The organism is Secundilactobacillus folii (assembly GCF_009720675.1).
Taxonomy (GTDB): domain Bacteria; phylum Bacillota; class Bacilli; order Lactobacillales; family Lactobacillaceae; genus Secundilactobacillus; species Secundilactobacillus folii.
Genome location: NZ_WNJO01000019.1, coordinates 1 through 14,999, shown reverse-complemented (window position 1 = coordinate 14,999; position 14,999 = coordinate 1). Strand labels below are relative to the sequence as shown.

The window sequence follows — 14,999 nt, the reverse complement described above, 5'->3', positions numbered from 1 at the left end:
TACTACCTATGCCAGTTGGGCATTCTCTAACTGTAAGTGCGCGGTTGTCCCGGCCAAATCAACATCCAGCGGTTCGCCAGACAATAGGCTTAGCTTGGTCCCTTCACCATCAACGTGCACTTGAATCGAGCGGCCGCGGAATTGGATCCGGAACTGGTAGCTTGACCATTTCTTAGGTAGGAATGGGGCAAAGTGCAGTTGGTCGTTACGAACACGCATCCCGGCAAAACCCTGCACGATTGCCAGCCAGCTTCCCGTCATCGAGGTGATGTGGAGGCCATCGTCCGTGTCATTGTTATAGTTATCCAGATCCAAGCGGGCAGTCCGTTCATACATCTCAACGGCCTTGTCTTCGTAGTGCAAGTCGGCAGCCAAAATCGAATGGATTGCTGCAGACAGGCTTGATTCATGAACCGTCAAAGGCTCGTAGAAATCAAAGTTAGCCTTTTTTTGTTCCGGTGTAAAGTCATCAATGAAGTCCCAAACACCCTGGAGAACGTCACCCTGTTTAATATAGGGTGAACGCAGGATCTTATCCCATGACCAGTGCTGGTTGATCGGCAACTGATCCTCTGGAATCGAGGAAACTGGCTGCAGATCCTTATCAAGGAAGCCATCATGCTGAACGAAAATTCCAAGTTGCTTATCTTCAGGCAGATACATCCGGTCGACAATGTCTTGCCAGTGTTTCTTTTCATCGTCGGAGACCGCCAGTTTCTTAGCGACGTCCGGAGAAACTTCGTCGAGAATCTGCAGCGTGTATTTTAACGTCCACTGAGCCAAATAGTTTGTGTACCAGTTATTATCCACGTTATTTTCATATTCGTCAGGGCCCGTAACACCGTGAATCATGTACTTATCGTTACGCTGACTAAAGTGAACCCGGTCAGCCCAGAAACGAGAAATCTCGGTCAGCACCTTACTGCCTTCGTGCAAAACATAACTCTTATCGCCGGTGTAGCGGGTGTAGTTGAAGATGGCAAATGCAATATCGCCGTTTCGATGAATCTCTTCAAAGGTAATTTCCCACTCGTTATGACACTCAATACCGTCAAAGGTCACCATTGGGAACAGGGCACCCTTGAGGCCCTGCTCACGGGCGTTGTGGTAGGCACCATCCAGTTGTTGATACCGATACATCAGTAGGTTGCGCGTGACTTGCGGATCCGTGATGCCAAGGTAAACGGGAACCGCAAAGGCTTCTGTATCCCAGTATGTTGCACCACCGTATTTTTCACCCGTAAAGCCCTTCGGCCCGATATTTAAGCGGCTATCTTCGCCATAGTAGGTTGAAAACAGTTGATACAAGTTGAACCGAATCCCTTGTTGCGCACCGGTATCACCCTCGATCTCAACGTCTGACTTCTGCCAGCGTTCGACCCAGATCTTAGCGTGAGCCGCAAACAGATCGTCATACGAAACTGCCGTCACCTTAGCACTTAAGTCGTTCATTGCAGCTTCCAGTTTGGCTTGGGTATCGTAATCCCGGGAAGTCACAACCACCACGCGCTTGATCAGCTGCGTGCTCTCGTGCGGAGCCAGGTCACCGCTAAATTGATCAACGACCTCCTTGGAAGTGACATTCGTAGGCTTTTCAGCTGCCAAGGTCGTTTCATTGGTCATCTTCATGCCAACTGTAAACCGTGGCGTGCCAAACGGATTTTCCTTTGTGATCACCACTACTGAACCGCTAGTTGAATCCTGATCAGTCTTTAAAACGTCCCAGAACCGTTCGTCATAATTGGCATTTTCATTTTGAACATCCGTATCTAGTGCTGACTTAAACGTCACGTGAACTGCCGAGTCACTCTCATTAGTGACCGTCAGCCGAATCGCAGCCAGCTCCTTTTGAACCGCGCTGATAAAGCGCTCAAACTTGAAGCTCACCTTGTGACCGTCCTTTGTTAGGGTAAAGGAACGGGTCAGTGATGACTGCTTCATATCTAGGCTCATTTCAAAATTGCTGACTTGATCCTTCGCGAGGTCAATTGGCTGACCGTCGATCAAGACGTTGAGCTTGATGAAATTGACCGCGTTGATCACCTTACCAAAATACTTCGGGTAACCATTTTTCCACCAGCCGACCCGGGTCTTATCTGGGAACCAGACACCGCCAAGGTAAATTCCAGGCAGTGAATCAGCGGAATAATCTTCCTCGAAGAAACCACGCATGCCCATGTTGCCGTTTCCGAGACTCGTCATTGATTCTTGCAGCCGTTTATCCTGTTGATTTAAATCGTGCGTGACAATGTGCCACGGCGTGATTTCAAACGTTCTTTTCATACTTGGTATGTCCTTTCGTTAAAAAGTTGATACGATTCAAAATTTTAAAACAGTAGTCAAAGTGTTTCGTCTAAAGATTCAATTGCATTTCTGATAAATCTAAGCTGCTTTTCTTGCCCAAACTTCTTTAACCACCCCAACTGAAAGTGCGCCGACTGCCAAGAAGATTCCTGACAGCAACAGCATGGTTGGCATGTGTGAACCTAACAGTGGGAAGATGGCAAAACTGGCAAGTGAGGCAACAATTTGCGGTAGGCAAATTGAACTGTTGAACAAGCCCAAGTAAGTCCCCATGTTGGCTGAATCGGTGATCGCATTGGTTAAGAAAGTGAATGGGAAAGCGTTCATTGCAGCCCATGCACATCCGATCAAAGCAAAGGAAATAAACAACGTGTACTTATCATGAATGAAGAAGATGGAACCGAAACCAACGGCCCCCATTAACAAACTAATTGAGTAGTAAGCCTTGTGATGAGAGTTGCCGACCCGCGAAAGAACCAGTGCCCAGATAACGGCAGTGATCGATTGAACAGCTGACATGACACCGTACCAGTTACCAGCAGCTTGATAGCCGGCACTGGTTGGGTTGCTGACACCCCAGACGTTTGATGCAATGGCACCAGTGGCGTAGGTCCACAGATACTGGAAGCCCATCCAGCAGAAGAATTGAACGATTGAAACGGTCCAGAATACCTTTGGTGCGGACTTTAAAGCGCCCCAGAGACTCTTGTGTTCCTGGTTGTCTTCGATACCGTGATACTTTGCGTAGGTAACAGGGTCGTATTCTTTTACTCGGAAGACCGTTAATAAGCAGCATAGCAACAGAATAATGGCACCACCGTAAAACGACCAGACAACCGAGTTTGGCACACTACCACGCTTAGCGGTATTGGCAATTCCCAGTGCAGTCAGTGCAAATGGGAAGATGCTGGCTAACAGCGCACCGGCGTTAGAACTGAAACTTTGAATCGAGTATGCGAAGCCCTTTTGTTTTTCGTTGACCATATCACCGACCATCATCTTAAACGGTTGCATTGCAATGTTAGATGACAGGTCCATGAACAGCAGTGAAATTGCACCAAACCACAGTGCGGCTAGTGAACCAAACCCGAAACCGAAGCTGCCGGCATTTGGCAACAGACACATGACGATCATGGCAATTATGGCACCAATCAAGAGGTATGGTACCCGCCGACCGAGTTTTGGTATCCAAGTCCGGTCTGAGAAATACCCAACGAGCGGCTGAACGACCATCCCTGCTAACGGCGGTAAGATGAAGAACCAACCAAGATTGTTCGGATCGGCACCAATCGTTTGGAAGATCCGACCCATATTCGTACTTTGAAGCTGGAACGCCATTTGGACGCCCAGAAAGCCAAAGTTAATTAGAAAAATTGTTGATGATGGCAGTGTGGGCAGCAGATCCTTTTTTGCGGTTTCTGCTTCTGGCACTGCAGTAGTACTTTCTGACATAAGAACCCCTCCTTGAAGGATTTAAAATAATTGCAAACGCTTTCTTGACTTTTATTATGCAACCGTTTGCAGAATAATGCAAGCGGTTGCGCAAAATTATTTTAGTTTGTTTGTGTCACTGACTAGTTATTATCTGATGTGATACGTAACAATCACGGGAGAATTGATTTAAAAATTTTATTACTACGAGTGAGACAAAAGCGAAGATTGGTAAGTATTGAACTGATATTTTTAAGTAGAGGCAGTAAAAATGTGACTCAACCTCGAGTCTAAACGTGCCTCAAAATTCAGATCCAGGCCATGTAAGCAAAGCGCGACTTTTAGCTTAAACGACCAAAAAACGGGTGCTACCAGCTGAATTTCCATAACGGAATTGAACTAGTATCACCCAATCAATTGGCATGTTAACCAGTGGCACACCATAATTTTAAATTATTTTTCAATGTTGAAAGGAACGACTTCCGAGCGTTTATCCGCGTCAAACAGTACTCGGACGGCAGCCTGACCCATTTGTTCAGGATACAGTTCGACAAATCGGACCATTTCTCCTGCTAGCCGACCCGATTTGTTGCGGTTAAAGCTCACTAACGGCACGTCAGTATGACCCAATTGCCAGAGGATCTGGTGCACCATCATCCCAATCAGATCATCAGTGGTCACGATGCCGTCAATGGTCTTTCTAGTACCCAAATACTGGGCAACGGCCTGGTCGACGTGCCGCTGACTCTGTTGCGGCAGCCGCAACGTTTCGGTATGGACACCCGCCGTTTTCATGGCGGTTTGGAAACCCTCACGCCGCTTACGTTCGAAGCCTAACTCTGGCTGGGATTCAATAAACAACGTTTCCTTGGTGTTGAATTTACGCAACAGGTACTCGCCAACTTTTTGACCAGCCAGCCAGTTATCGTTGTTAACGTACCAGTCACCCTTTTCAAGCGGATCCCCAATTAAAACGTACTGGACTTTTTGCTGTTTAAGCAGGGCAACTACTGGGTCATCGGCACGCGAATAGAGTAAAATAAAATTATGTATCAGTCCCTGACTGATCAACGAAGCAACGTTAGCAACGAGTTCCTGCGCGGTGTTGGCAATCGCCACTGACAAGACGGCATTCCGGCTTCGAAGTTCCTGATTAATCCCCATCAATAGATCCACGAAGAATGGGTTGGCAGACGTACTCATTTCACCAGGCGGAAAAACCACGCCGACTGCGTTAGAGACACCACTGGTCAGTGTTTTAGCGTTGTAATTGGGCAAATAGCCCATTTCATCCGCAATGGCGTGAATCTTTTGACGCGTTTTTAAACTGATCCGTGGATGATTGTTCAAAGCGCGTGACGCGGTTGAAACCGAGACCCCTGCACGTCTAGCAATGTCTCTAATCGTTACTACCATAGTCCTGTTCCTCTCCGTTAGTATACTATCTCTAATCTTTATTGTAAGTCAGGCAACATAAAAATGATATGTTTTTAGCTTTAGAAAGAAGGATGCCTTATTTCAGTTGATATAAACTGGCTGTACCAAACTCTTTTGAACCATATGGGTCCGTCCGGTTGGTGGCCAGCTGATGATAAGCGCGAGATTATCGTGGGCGCTATTTTGGTGCAAAATACCGCTTGGCAAAACGCCGATGTCGGTTTAAATCATTTAAAAAACCGCACCGGATTAGATCCTGATGCGGTACTTGCCCTTTCAAAAGAGAATCTGCAAGCGCTCATCCGCGCCAGTGGCTTCTATCGTAACAAAGCCAAAGCAATTCATAACGTTTTCCAATGGTTCACTGATCATCATTGGGACTACGCCAAAATCGCGCGAGAGATTCCTCAAGATGAACTGCGCAAGGAATTACTCAAGCTCCCCGGTGTCGGACAGGAAACGGCGGACGTCTACCTAGTCTATATTTTTGACCTGCCAGCCTTCATTGCGGATTCCTACACCCGCAGATTGTTTAAACATCTGGGTTACAAAAATACCGATACCTATCAGCACTTGGCTGCTCAAGTCAAACTGCCACCTACCTTCACTTCTGAAATGGCTCAGGATTTTCACGGTCAGCTCGATGAATTCGGTAAACAGTACTTACAGGGTGAAGACCACTTTGATGACAGTTTTTTGGTGACGGCATTAGCTGAAAAGCAATGATGCCCCATCGGCATATTCAGCCCAAGATCATTAAGCTTAAAAATGCTAACAACGCCGGCAGTCCCTGCGTCAGCGCAATCTGACGGTTTACTGTAATGGCACCGTATATGCCAGCAATCACTACAAATCCCGTAAAGACTAAGCAACCTAGCAAAACTGCATTTTCCGGTAACATGAAGCGCATGATCAGTAACCCTACGCCAACAAAGCCGTTGTATAGGCCGATATTGGCCATCGTGGTTTTGGTTTCCGGCCGGCTTTGATATTCAGCTGAAAAGTCAAAAACTTTGGCGGCGGTTGCCGTTTGCGAGCCAAACATTTCAAGGCCCATAATTCCCAGTGCTTCGACTGCTACAACGATGACTAAAATCGTGCTAATGATTGACATACCTTCACCTAGCCTAACTTTGCGTCACTGGTTGGCACGAGATAAATTCCAAATGAGCCGTACCCACTGACCCACTTGTGATAATTTGAAGCATAGCCGTGCGGTGTCGCATAAATGCCGATCTGATAGCCCTTATACTTACTCCGCTTTGTCGCGGTGTAGCCTTGGGCCTCCAATTTCGACGTGATCAACTTGGTATAGTTCGTCTTGCTGGTTGTGCTGATCCAGTTGTACGGTGAAAAGATACCCACGGCCTTGGCGTTTCGATCCGTCTTTGAATATTTGGCGGAGTTATTCACCCCAGCATTAAGATCGTTACGTGCCGCTGCACTATAAGTCCGGTTAAGAATCGTTCCCGGGAAAAGGGCTAAAATATCCGCTTGCAGGGTGGCTGCCTCGCGAACCGATTTAATGGCTGCCAGTCCCCCACCATAGGACTTTACCTCAGAACTATTAGCCAGGACATCCTTGGGATTATTTCCTTTTGTGAGATAATTACGGTAGACTAATCCGGAAACTTTACCGGTATTATTAGCAACCTGATAATAGATCCCAGCCTTTTTACCTAACTTCAGCTCCACACTCTTTGATAAATACCAAGTCGTTTTCGGGTAATTCTTTAAGTTGTGAAGCTTTTTGGTGTGGCTTGAATTCCACATGTATCGGCTAGCCGTTTTCTTTACGTAAAAAGCGGGATCGGTTGGGTATTTTTTAGTTTTAACCACTTTCCACGCGGCCGACGTTTTGGTAGCCGTGACGGACTTTGTCGTCTTCGTGATCTTTGTTGACTTCACTGTTTTAGCGGCTTTTGTCGCGGCATGTGTTGTTACTGGTACACCAGCGGCTCCTATTCCGCTCAGCACTAGGACCACACTAAGTAACATGGTTGCTTTTTTCATTTGACACTCCCCCATTCGCCTACAAATTACTTATAGGTCAAATGTAGCAGAGCGTTGAAGCGATAGCAAGGTCAGACATTCAGAAACACTTTAATTGCGTTGTTTGCCCAGGGTGTTTAAACTACCCTCATGCATTTTAAAAATTCGGAGGAACGATAATGATCAATTATAACGTGCGGCCAACCCACGACCGTCTGCCGGTGGGCGCTTTGCTGGCAGCGGCCGCCGGGGGCCTTGACGCCTACACTTACTTGCAACATGGCGAAGTTTTTGCCGGTTTACAGACTGGAAATTTAATCTTATTAGGTGCTTCAATTGGTCAGGGACACTACGGTAGAATGGCGCAATATGTGACTTCGATACTGATGTTTCTGGTGGGTGCGATGATTGCCCGCTGGATTCAAAAGCACTGGCCCATTCGCATGTTACCAGCCGTAAGTCGTTCTGGTTTTATCATCGTTTACGAAATAGTCTTGCTGCTGATTGCCGGCGCGTTCTCCAGTCACTGGCCAAACATGTTGATTACCGGTATTCTTTCCCTGGTGGCAGCAGCCCAACTGCAGGAATTTCGTCAATTAAATGGCGGTCCTTTTACGTCGTTAATGATGACGGGAAATGTGCGGACATTAGCCGAATCAATTTACGATGGTCTCTTAGCACACGATAAAACCGCGGTGCCTAAGGGCTTGACCACCGGCACTGTGATTTTAAGTTTCGTTGCCGGTGCGGGCGTCACTGCCCTACTCACGCATTACTGGCATGGTCAGACCATTTGGCTCTCGGCAGTCATTCTGGCGGTCACCTTAGGCGTTAGTCATTTAGAACGCCGAGAAAAGGTGCAAAATAGTTAGTAGCAAAGGATTCTTACAGATTCTAATAGGCTGATTGTTTTTAAAAAAGTGGTGACTGCCCCAACCTCAGGGAAGCCACCACTTTATTGTCAGATTCTGAAAATCTAAACGCGTTTTACCAGTGAAAACGAACTAGCGCTGTAACTGTGAAACACCAATCTTTTCAAAGGCCTGCTGAAAATCGGCCTCTAGATCTTCAACGTCCTCGACGCCGACAGATAAGCGAAGCAACCCATCTGAGATACCGCACGCATGCCGTTCTTCGGGAGTGAGTTCAGCATGAGACATCTTTGGTGGATACGACAAAATGGTTTCCACCGCGCCTAACGAAACGGAGAAGACTGGAATCTTTAACTCCTTCACCAGCTTACGGACGTTATCTTCTGTACCAACGTCAAATGATAAGACGGCACCGCCCGAAGTCGCCTGACTAAACTGGACGTCATGGCCAGCGAAGTTGTCAAGACCCGGATAGTTAACCCCTTCCACGATTGGCTGTGCCTGCAGCCATTTGGAAATTGCTAAAGCGTTAGCGGCCTCAGCCTTGACCCGGACACTCAGCGTCTTAATTCCTCGCAGCAATAGCCAACAATCACTGATGCCGAGGGTTGCACCCATTGCATTTTGAATGAAGTAGATGGCATCTCCCAATTCCTTAGTTTTGGTGACGATCAAGCCAGCTAAAATATCAGAGTGACCGGCCAAAAACTTAGTTCCTGAATGAAGAACGAGGTCGACACCCAAATCGAGTGGTTTCTGGAAAATCGGGGTCATGAACGTATTATCGGCAAATACCAGTGCATCGTGCTGATGAGCAATCTGAACAACTTGACGGATATCCGTTACCTTTAAAGTTGGGTTAGATGGCGTTTCAATGTAGACCACCTTGGTATTGGGCTTAAAAGCCGCCTTCAGTGCAGCCGGGTCGTCACAGTCAACGAAGGTGTAGTCAATACCGTAATTAGGTAGTAACTGAGTCACCAACCGGAACGTGCCACCATAAACATCACTGGTCACGATGACGTGGTCGCCTTGATGCAGGGTGAGAAAGGCAGTTGAAATCGCCGCCATTCCCGTTGAAAAGGCGAATCCGCGGGTGCCATGCTCCAACGCCGCAATACTTTCTTCGAGAACGTCCCTAGTTGGATTGCCGCTGCGCGTATAATCGTATTTGCCAAAATGATCCAAGTCTGGCTGTGCAAAAGTTGACGATAATTGAATTGGTGGGTTGATTGCCCCAGTTTCTGGATCCGGACGAGTCGTTGTTTTAATTACTTTGGTATCATCTGAAAGATCTTCAATACTCATATTCTAGTTCCCCCTACTTATTTTTAACCGTCTCTGCGGCAGCGTTAATTGCTTGTGATAAATCATCAATCAGGTCATCACTGTTTTCGATTCCCACTGACAGCCTCAGCAAATTACGGGTAATGCCCTTTGCCTGCCGCTGTTTTTCAGTGAGGTCCTTATGAGTTTGAATCGCTGGCACCGTCATCAAGCTTTCCACACTACCCAGACTTTCGGCAAATGAGATCACTTGCAGATGCTGCAAAATCGTGTTGACCCACTCTTCATTATGAACGTAAAAACTAATCATGCCACCATGACCTGGATAAAGGACCTTGTCCACCGCATCGTTTTGTTGCAGTGAGGCCACGATTGCCTTCGCATTCGCTTCGTGTTTTGCAAGTCGCAACGGCAAGGTCTTAAGACTTCGAACTAGGAGCCAGCAGTCAAATGGATCTAAGGTTGCACCGGTTGTGGTCAGGTTACGCGCCAACCATTTTGCGTCCGAATCGTACTTACAAACGACCGCCCCAGCTAAAATGTCATTATGCCCACTCAGGTATTTAGTCGCACTATGAACGACGATGTCAGCCCCTTCGTTTAAGGGCTGCTGCAATAACGGTGTGTAGAACGTATTATCGGCAATCACTTGTACGTTATGTTTGTGGGCAATTGCCGCCGTTTGTTTAATATCAATCATTTTCATCGTTGGATTAGAGGGCGTTTCTAACCACACCGCCTTAACCGTGGAACGCGCAGTTAAAGTGGCCAAATGGTTGAAGTCCTTGCCATCCCAAAGGTGAAATTTCAAACCATAGTTATCGGTCAGTAGGTCAAAAAAGCGGAACGACCCACCATAAAGGTCGTCAGAGACCACGATCTCATCACCAGTTTTAAACTGTGAAAAGGTCAGCTGAATCGCAGCCATACCTGAGCTGAGAGCAAAAGCTGCAACGCCGTTTTCTAGCTTGGCTAACGTTTGTTGCAGTACGTCGCGGGTGGGGTTGGTCTCACGCGAATAGTCATAACCCGTCGACTGACCCAAGCCAGCGTGGCGGTAGGCCGTTGAAAAGTACAGTGGCGTGGAGACTGCGCCCGTCTTAACATCATCCGTGCGGTTACCCGCTTGCGCTAAAATTGTTTCAATATGTTCTGACATAAAAATTCCTCCCAAAAGTCTGGCTGTTTGTGAAAAATTGGTGGCAATAAAAAAATCCTCCGCCCGAGTTATATCGGGACGAAGGATTCGCGTTACCACCTGAAATTTACCTGAACTTCACAATTCAAGCCTTGATAAGTACGACAGAAAATCTGTTATACTCCGCAAGATATCGATTGCTAACGGATTGGGTAGCACGGGTCGTGGTTGACCTACCCCCAATCATGCTCAGAGATCATCTTCAGTTAACTTGTTTTGACCGCCTCGCATCAACCGCAGCTCTCTTAACAAAACGTGGTAACTTACTCTTCTCATCGTTGCTTAATTATGAAATTAATTCTCATTGTACTCTCATTTTTATGGCTGTCAAGGGTCTTCATTTTATCAAATGCAATTACCGAAGTCAGTCTAACCCAAACAAAAAAGCGCTCCATTTCTGGAACGCTCCATACAGCCACTTAACTGACGTTAAATGGGTTCTTAGAAATCCACATTTCCCTTGAACCAAGGCAGCCGCAAATCCGGCGGTGTTACATTGCCTGCTGTGCAAAAAAATCACCTAGTTGCTTGCGCAAACTGCTATTGCTAGCAGCGTGATATTCTCGACTCATCGCATACCTAGTATAGTAGCACGAAGTATTCGTCAAAGCAAATCGGACTAATTACTTGTCGTTGACGTCTTTATCATCAGTCGATTCGTCTGCAGCCGCCTTCTTAGCTTGATTTTCCTTAACGTTTTGCAACTGCGTCTGCAACCACGAGGCAATGGCCGTTGCCATATCCGCTTTGTGAGTCACAAAATCATCTGCAGAGGCCACTTTATCGATTCGAAGTGAGGAAACGTTCACATCCGGTGACTCAATCACGCTATAAATGCTGACCTTTAAGGTATCATCATCTGCCAGCATTTTCTTCATGGCGTTGACGTAACGCAGTGGCAGGTTAACAACACTGGTCTCCAGACGAACCTGAATATCCGCATCCGTGAGCGAAAGGGTTGCTTGGGCCAGTTTATTTTCACTAACCGCTTTGACAATCATGTCAACCATTGGCTGTAACACTTTTACTGCGCCATTCTTTTCAATATCGGCTAAACTGCCACCGAAATTCTGAGTCTCAAAATTTTCTGCGTCAACTGCTTCAATGAAGTCTTTTACTACACTTTCCATAATTAACCTCGATTGTTCTTTTGATTTTCCTGTTGTTGCTTGATTCGCTGCAGCTTATCGTTATCACGTTTATTATCTAGCCAGTGACGGTAGCGCATTGCTAACACCAGCCAATAACCGTTGAAAACAATGATCAGCAAGTTCAGCAATGAAATAATGGCTTTGATGCCAAGCGCTGCATGACTCGCCGTCAAAACAGTAACGATGCCGTTGAAAAGCCCAAACGAATAGATCACGATGACCACGGCCAAAATATAGTAGCCTGAATTGTGACCCAGTGCTCCCCAAATCATCGGCAGCGCATACAAAATAAGCGATACCACCACGGACCAAATCATCGCACTGACCTGAATTGAGTGCCCAAGCACGACAAAGCCAGACGACATCACCAGATTCATAACGGTAAAAAGCACCCATGAAACGATGCCTAACGTAATTAATCGTTGTTTTAGCATTGATTGCTCCTTAATCGTTGTTAATAGTCAAATTGTAGCATAGTTCAACCTCTAAAATACAGTTCCTTGCAATTATCATTTTAGATTTAAGCAGCATGGATCGTGTCGTTCTTGCTGTAGAGACGTCAGTTTGTTGGACTAGCCGGGCTAACGATTCGAAATTCTGCAAGGTGGATTTTGACGACGGCTACCGCTCAATGACAATCAAAATAGGCACTACAAAGGAAACATAATGAAAGTTTCATGTCACACAGGGACTTCTCGTTTTCACTTGTACAGATAATCAAGTTAACTGCATCAAGATCAATCAAATCGTCATCGACCATTGCCAATGAGATGGATTTTACAGCCTATGACAATGATAAAAGTTTCCTACTAATGCCAAGCCAAAACCAAGAGCACCCCGAAATTCATCCGAGGTGCTCTTGGAATATGTACCAGATGGTGCTTAAAAGCACCATCTGTAAGTAAATTCAACGAAATTAACAATTAAATTTACTTTTCATCCTTCCGTTTACGTGACTTAATTGCTATACCAAACATCGCAAGAATTTCACCAAGGATAATTAGAATAGGACCTTCGCTCGTTTCCTCACCCGTTTGTGGCAATTTACCAGTATCTTTAGAAGAATGATTACCGTTCAACCCTGAAACAGCACCATTTTCCGTTGAAACAGCAGCTTCCAGGTGGTTGCCATTACTGTTCCCAGTAGCACTGGTTACGTTCTTAACGGAATTGACGGTTGAAGTGCCAGATCCAGCGGTTGAACTGCCATCAACGTTATTACCGTTAGTGTTGCCAGTTCCAGAACCACTGTTTGCATTATTGCCAGCTGAATGGTTGTTGTTTCCATTTACGCCCGAATGATTGTTAGTCGTCGTATTTGGAACCAGAACTTGGACTGTTGTTCCGCCGTCAGGTGTTACAGATAACGTCTCACCAGGTTTAACTGAGCCATTGTCAATCGGTACCGTAAAGTTACCGTTACCATCTGACTTACCAGAAGCAATCGAATTGCCAGCGCCATTAGTAATAACAACGTTAGTATTTGGCGTTGTCTTACCAGTAACTGTGTAATTACCATTGTCATCTGGCGTAATCTTAACATCTGTCGTCGGCGTCTTTGTCTCGCCAGTAGGTGTATTTCCAGTATCATTAGGTACGGTAATCGTAACACTAGTACCACCATTTGGATCGATCTCAATGGTTTGACCAGGCGTAACCGTCCCACTTGGAAGCTTGACGTCAATATTGCCATCGCCATCAGTGGTTCCAGTCACTGGGTTACCATTGCCATCCTTGATCGGATTGCCATTGCTATCAGTGACCGTGACCGTGGTATCCGGCTTCGTCTTACCGCCAACTTGGTAACCGCCATCCGGGGTCTTAGTGATCGTCACACCGGTGGTTGGGGTGGTCGTATCGGCTGGTACTGTAACTGTTGCTTTTGTACCACCATTTGGATCGATGATAACGGTTTGACCAGGAGTTACCACGCCACTCGGAATCTTAACGTCAATGTTGCCATTGCCATCAGTGGTTCCAGTCACGGGGTTACCATTGCCATCCTTGATCGGATTGCCGTTGTTATCAGTGACCGTAACCGTGGTATTCGGCTTCGTCTTGCCGCCAACTTGGTAACCGCCATCGGGTGTCTTAGTGATCGTCACACCGGTGGTTGGGGTGGTCGTATCGGCTGGTACTGTAACTGTTGCTTTTGTACCACCATTTGGATCGATGATAACGGTTTGACCAGGAGTAACCGTCCCACTTGGAATCTTGACGTCAATATTGCCATCGCCATCAGTGGTTCCAGTCACCGGGTTACCGTTTCCATCCTTGATCGGATTGCCGTTGTTATCAGTGACCGTGACCGTGGTATTCGGCTTCGTCTTGCCGCCAACTTGGTAACCGCCATCTGGGGTCTTAGTGATCGTTACACCGGTGGTTGGGGTCGTTGTATCGGCTGGTACTGTGACAGTGGCCTTAGTACCACCATTTGGATCGATGATAACGGTTTGACCAGGAGTAACCGTCCCACTTGGAATCTTGACGTCAATGTTGCCATCGCCATCAGTGGTTCCAGTCACTGGGTTACCGTTTCCATCCTTGATCGGATTGCCATTATTATCGGTGACCGTGACCGTGGTATTCGGCTTCGTCTTGCCGCCAACTTGGTAACCGCCATCCGGGGTCTTAGTGATCGTTACACCGGTGGTTGGGGTCGTTGTATCGGCTGGTACTGTGACAGTGGCCTTAGTACCACCATTTGGATCGATGATAACGGTTTGACCAGGCGTCACTGTCCCACCTGGAATCTTAACGTCAATGTTGCCATTGCCATCAGTGGTTCCAGTGACTGGGTTACCATTGCCATCCTTGATCGGATTGCCGTTGTTATCAGTGACCGTGACCGTGGTATTCGGCTTCGTCTTGCCGCCAACTTGGTAACCGCCATCGGGTGTCTTAGTGATCGTTACACCGGTGGTTGGGGTCGTTGTATCGGCTGGTACTGTGACAGTGGCCTTAGTACCACCATTTGGATCGATGATAACGGTTTGACCTGGAGTAACCGTCCCACTAGGAATCTTAACGTCAATATTACCATTACCATCCGTCGTTCCAGTCACTGGGTTACCGTTGCCATCCTTGATCGGATTGCCGTTATTATCAGTGACCGTGACCGTGGTATCCGGCTTCGTCTTACCGCCAACTTGGTAACCGCCATCCGGGGTCTTAGTGATCGTTACACCGGTCGTCGGTGTATCCGTTGGTACCGTGACGGTACCAGGAGCACCATTGCCAGCTTGAACAGTTAGTTGATCACCTGGTTTGACTGAATCCTTTGGCACTGTTATATCGATCTTGCCATTCCCATCAGTCTTACCAGTC

12 protein-coding genes are annotated in these 14,999 nt (G+C 46.9%); 2 read left to right on the top strand and 10 right to left on the bottom strand.

The features are described from left to right. Positions 1 to 6 precede the first annotated feature (6 nt). From GM612_RS11135 to GM612_RS11125, 3 genes are all read right to left on the bottom strand, one after another. The gene (locus GM612_RS11135; RefSeq protein WP_155432431.1) at positions 7 to 2,283 is read right to left on the bottom strand and encodes a glycoside hydrolase family 65 protein; all 2,277 of its coding nucleotides are present in this window, start codon (positions 2,281 to 2,283) and stop codon (positions 7 to 9) included. 99 nt (positions 2,284 to 2,382) lie between these two features. Continuing rightward, positions 2,383 to 3,756 carry an SLC45 family MFS transporter gene (locus GM612_RS11130; protein WP_155432430.1) on the bottom strand — a complete coding sequence of 458 codons (1,374 nt, stop codon included), beginning with the start codon at positions 3,754 to 3,756 and terminating at the stop codon, positions 2,383 to 2,385. A 432-nt stretch (positions 3,757 to 4,188) separates the two neighbouring features. Further along, positions 4,189 to 5,151 (bottom strand): LacI family DNA-binding transcriptional regulator, encoded by a 963-nt coding sequence (locus GM612_RS11125; RefSeq protein ID WP_155432429.1) that lies wholly within the window; start codon positions 5,149 to 5,151, stop codon positions 4,189 to 4,191. A gap of 144 nt (positions 5,152 to 5,295) precedes the next feature. Between GM612_RS11125 and GM612_RS11120 the strand changes: the two genes are divergently transcribed. Further along, positions 5,296 to 5,898 (top strand): endonuclease III domain-containing protein, encoded by a 603-nt coding sequence (locus GM612_RS11120; RefSeq protein ID WP_155432447.1) that lies wholly within the window; start codon positions 5,296 to 5,298, stop codon positions 5,896 to 5,898. A 16-nt stretch (positions 5,899 to 5,914) separates the two neighbouring features. Here GM612_RS11120 and GM612_RS11115 read toward each other — a convergent pair whose 3' ends face one another. Together GM612_RS11115 and GM612_RS11110 are read right to left on the bottom strand one after the other, a co-directional pair. Beyond that, a complete protein-coding gene (locus GM612_RS11115) occupies positions 5,915 to 6,286 on the bottom strand; it encodes a DUF1304 domain-containing protein (RefSeq protein ID WP_155432428.1) in 372 nt (123 codons plus the stop codon). Between the two features lie 8 nt (positions 6,287 to 6,294). Beyond that, positions 6,295 to 7,185 carry a hypothetical protein gene (locus tag GM612_RS11110; protein WP_155432427.1) on the bottom strand — a complete coding sequence of 297 codons (891 nt, stop codon included), beginning with the start codon at positions 7,183 to 7,185 and terminating at the stop codon, positions 6,295 to 6,297. A gap of 158 nt (positions 7,186 to 7,343) precedes the next feature. Here GM612_RS11110 and GM612_RS11105 point away from each other — a divergent pair, with 158 nt between their 5' ends. Continuing rightward, positions 7,344 to 8,036, top strand: coding sequence for a YoaK family protein (locus tag GM612_RS11105; RefSeq protein WP_155432426.1), 693 nt, complete (start codon positions 7,344 to 7,346; stop codon positions 8,034 to 8,036). Positions 8,037 to 8,168: 132 nt separating this feature from the next. Here GM612_RS11105 and GM612_RS11100 read toward each other — a convergent pair whose 3' ends face one another. The 5 genes from GM612_RS11100 to GM612_RS11080 form a co-directional block, all read right to left on the bottom strand. Beyond that, on the bottom strand, positions 8,169 to 9,344 hold the full coding sequence (locus tag GM612_RS11100; RefSeq protein WP_155432425.1) for an aminotransferase class V-fold PLP-dependent enzyme: 1,176 nt from the start codon (positions 9,342 to 9,344) through the stop codon (positions 8,169 to 8,171). Between the two features lie 13 nt (positions 9,345 to 9,357). Next, complete coding sequence (locus GM612_RS11095) at positions 9,358 to 10,482, bottom strand: aminotransferase class I/II-fold pyridoxal phosphate-dependent enzyme (protein WP_155432424.1); 1,125 nt, start codon at positions 10,480 to 10,482, stop codon at positions 9,358 to 9,360. A gap of 662 nt (positions 10,483 to 11,144) precedes the next feature. Continuing rightward, entirely contained in the window at positions 11,145 to 11,651 is a 507-nt protein-coding gene (locus tag GM612_RS11090) for a hypothetical protein (RefSeq protein WP_155432423.1), read from the bottom strand. A gap of 2 nt (positions 11,652 to 11,653) precedes the next feature. Beyond that, on the bottom strand, positions 11,654 to 12,106 hold the full coding sequence (locus GM612_RS11085) for a hypothetical protein (RefSeq protein ID WP_155432422.1): 453 nt from the start codon (positions 12,104 to 12,106) through the stop codon (positions 11,654 to 11,656). Positions 12,107 to 12,601: 495 nt separating this feature from the next. Then, the coding region (locus GM612_RS11080; RefSeq protein WP_155432421.1) for an Ig-like domain-containing protein at positions 12,602 to 14,999 on the bottom strand (2,398 nt) is incomplete at its 5' end.

What these genes read in the sequence shown, in the direction of transcription:
- GM612_RS11135 (WP_155432431.1), bottom strand. Translation starts at nt 2,283, where the DNA reads ATGAAAAGAACGTTTGAAATCACGCCGTGGCACATTGTCACGCACGAT.
- GM612_RS11130 (WP_155432430.1), bottom strand. Translation starts at nt 3,756, where the DNA reads ATGTCAGAAAGTACTACTGCAGTGCCAGAAGCAGAAACCGCAAAAAAG.
- GM612_RS11125 (WP_155432429.1), bottom strand. Translation starts at nt 5,151, where the DNA reads ATGGTAGTAACGATTAGAGACATTGCTAGACGTGCAGGGGTCTCGGTT.
- GM612_RS11120 (WP_155432447.1), top strand. Translation starts at nt 5,296, where the DNA reads ATGGGTCCGTCCGGTTGGTGGCCAGCTGATGATAAGCGCGAGATTATC.
- GM612_RS11115 (WP_155432428.1), bottom strand. Translation starts at nt 6,286, where the DNA reads ATGTCAATCATTAGCACGATTTTAGTCATCGTTGTAGCAGTCGAAGCA.
- GM612_RS11110 (WP_155432427.1), bottom strand. Translation starts at nt 7,185, where the DNA reads ATGAAAAAAGCAACCATGTTACTTAGTGTGGTCCTAGTGCTGAGCGGA.
- GM612_RS11105 (WP_155432426.1), top strand. Translation starts at nt 7,344, where the DNA reads ATGATCAATTATAACGTGCGGCCAACCCACGACCGTCTGCCGGTGGGC.
- GM612_RS11100 (WP_155432425.1), bottom strand. Translation starts at nt 9,344, where the DNA reads ATGAGTATTGAAGATCTTTCAGATGATACCAAAGTAATTAAAACAACG.
- GM612_RS11095 (WP_155432424.1), bottom strand. Translation starts at nt 10,482, where the DNA reads ATGTCAGAACATATTGAAACAATTTTAGCGCAAGCGGGTAACCGCACG.
- GM612_RS11090 (WP_155432423.1), bottom strand. Translation starts at nt 11,651, where the DNA reads ATGGAAAGTGTAGTAAAAGACTTCATTGAAGCAGTTGACGCAGAAAAT.
- GM612_RS11085 (WP_155432422.1), bottom strand. Translation starts at nt 12,106, where the DNA reads ATGCTAAAACAACGATTAATTACGTTAGGCATCGTTTCATGGGTGCTT.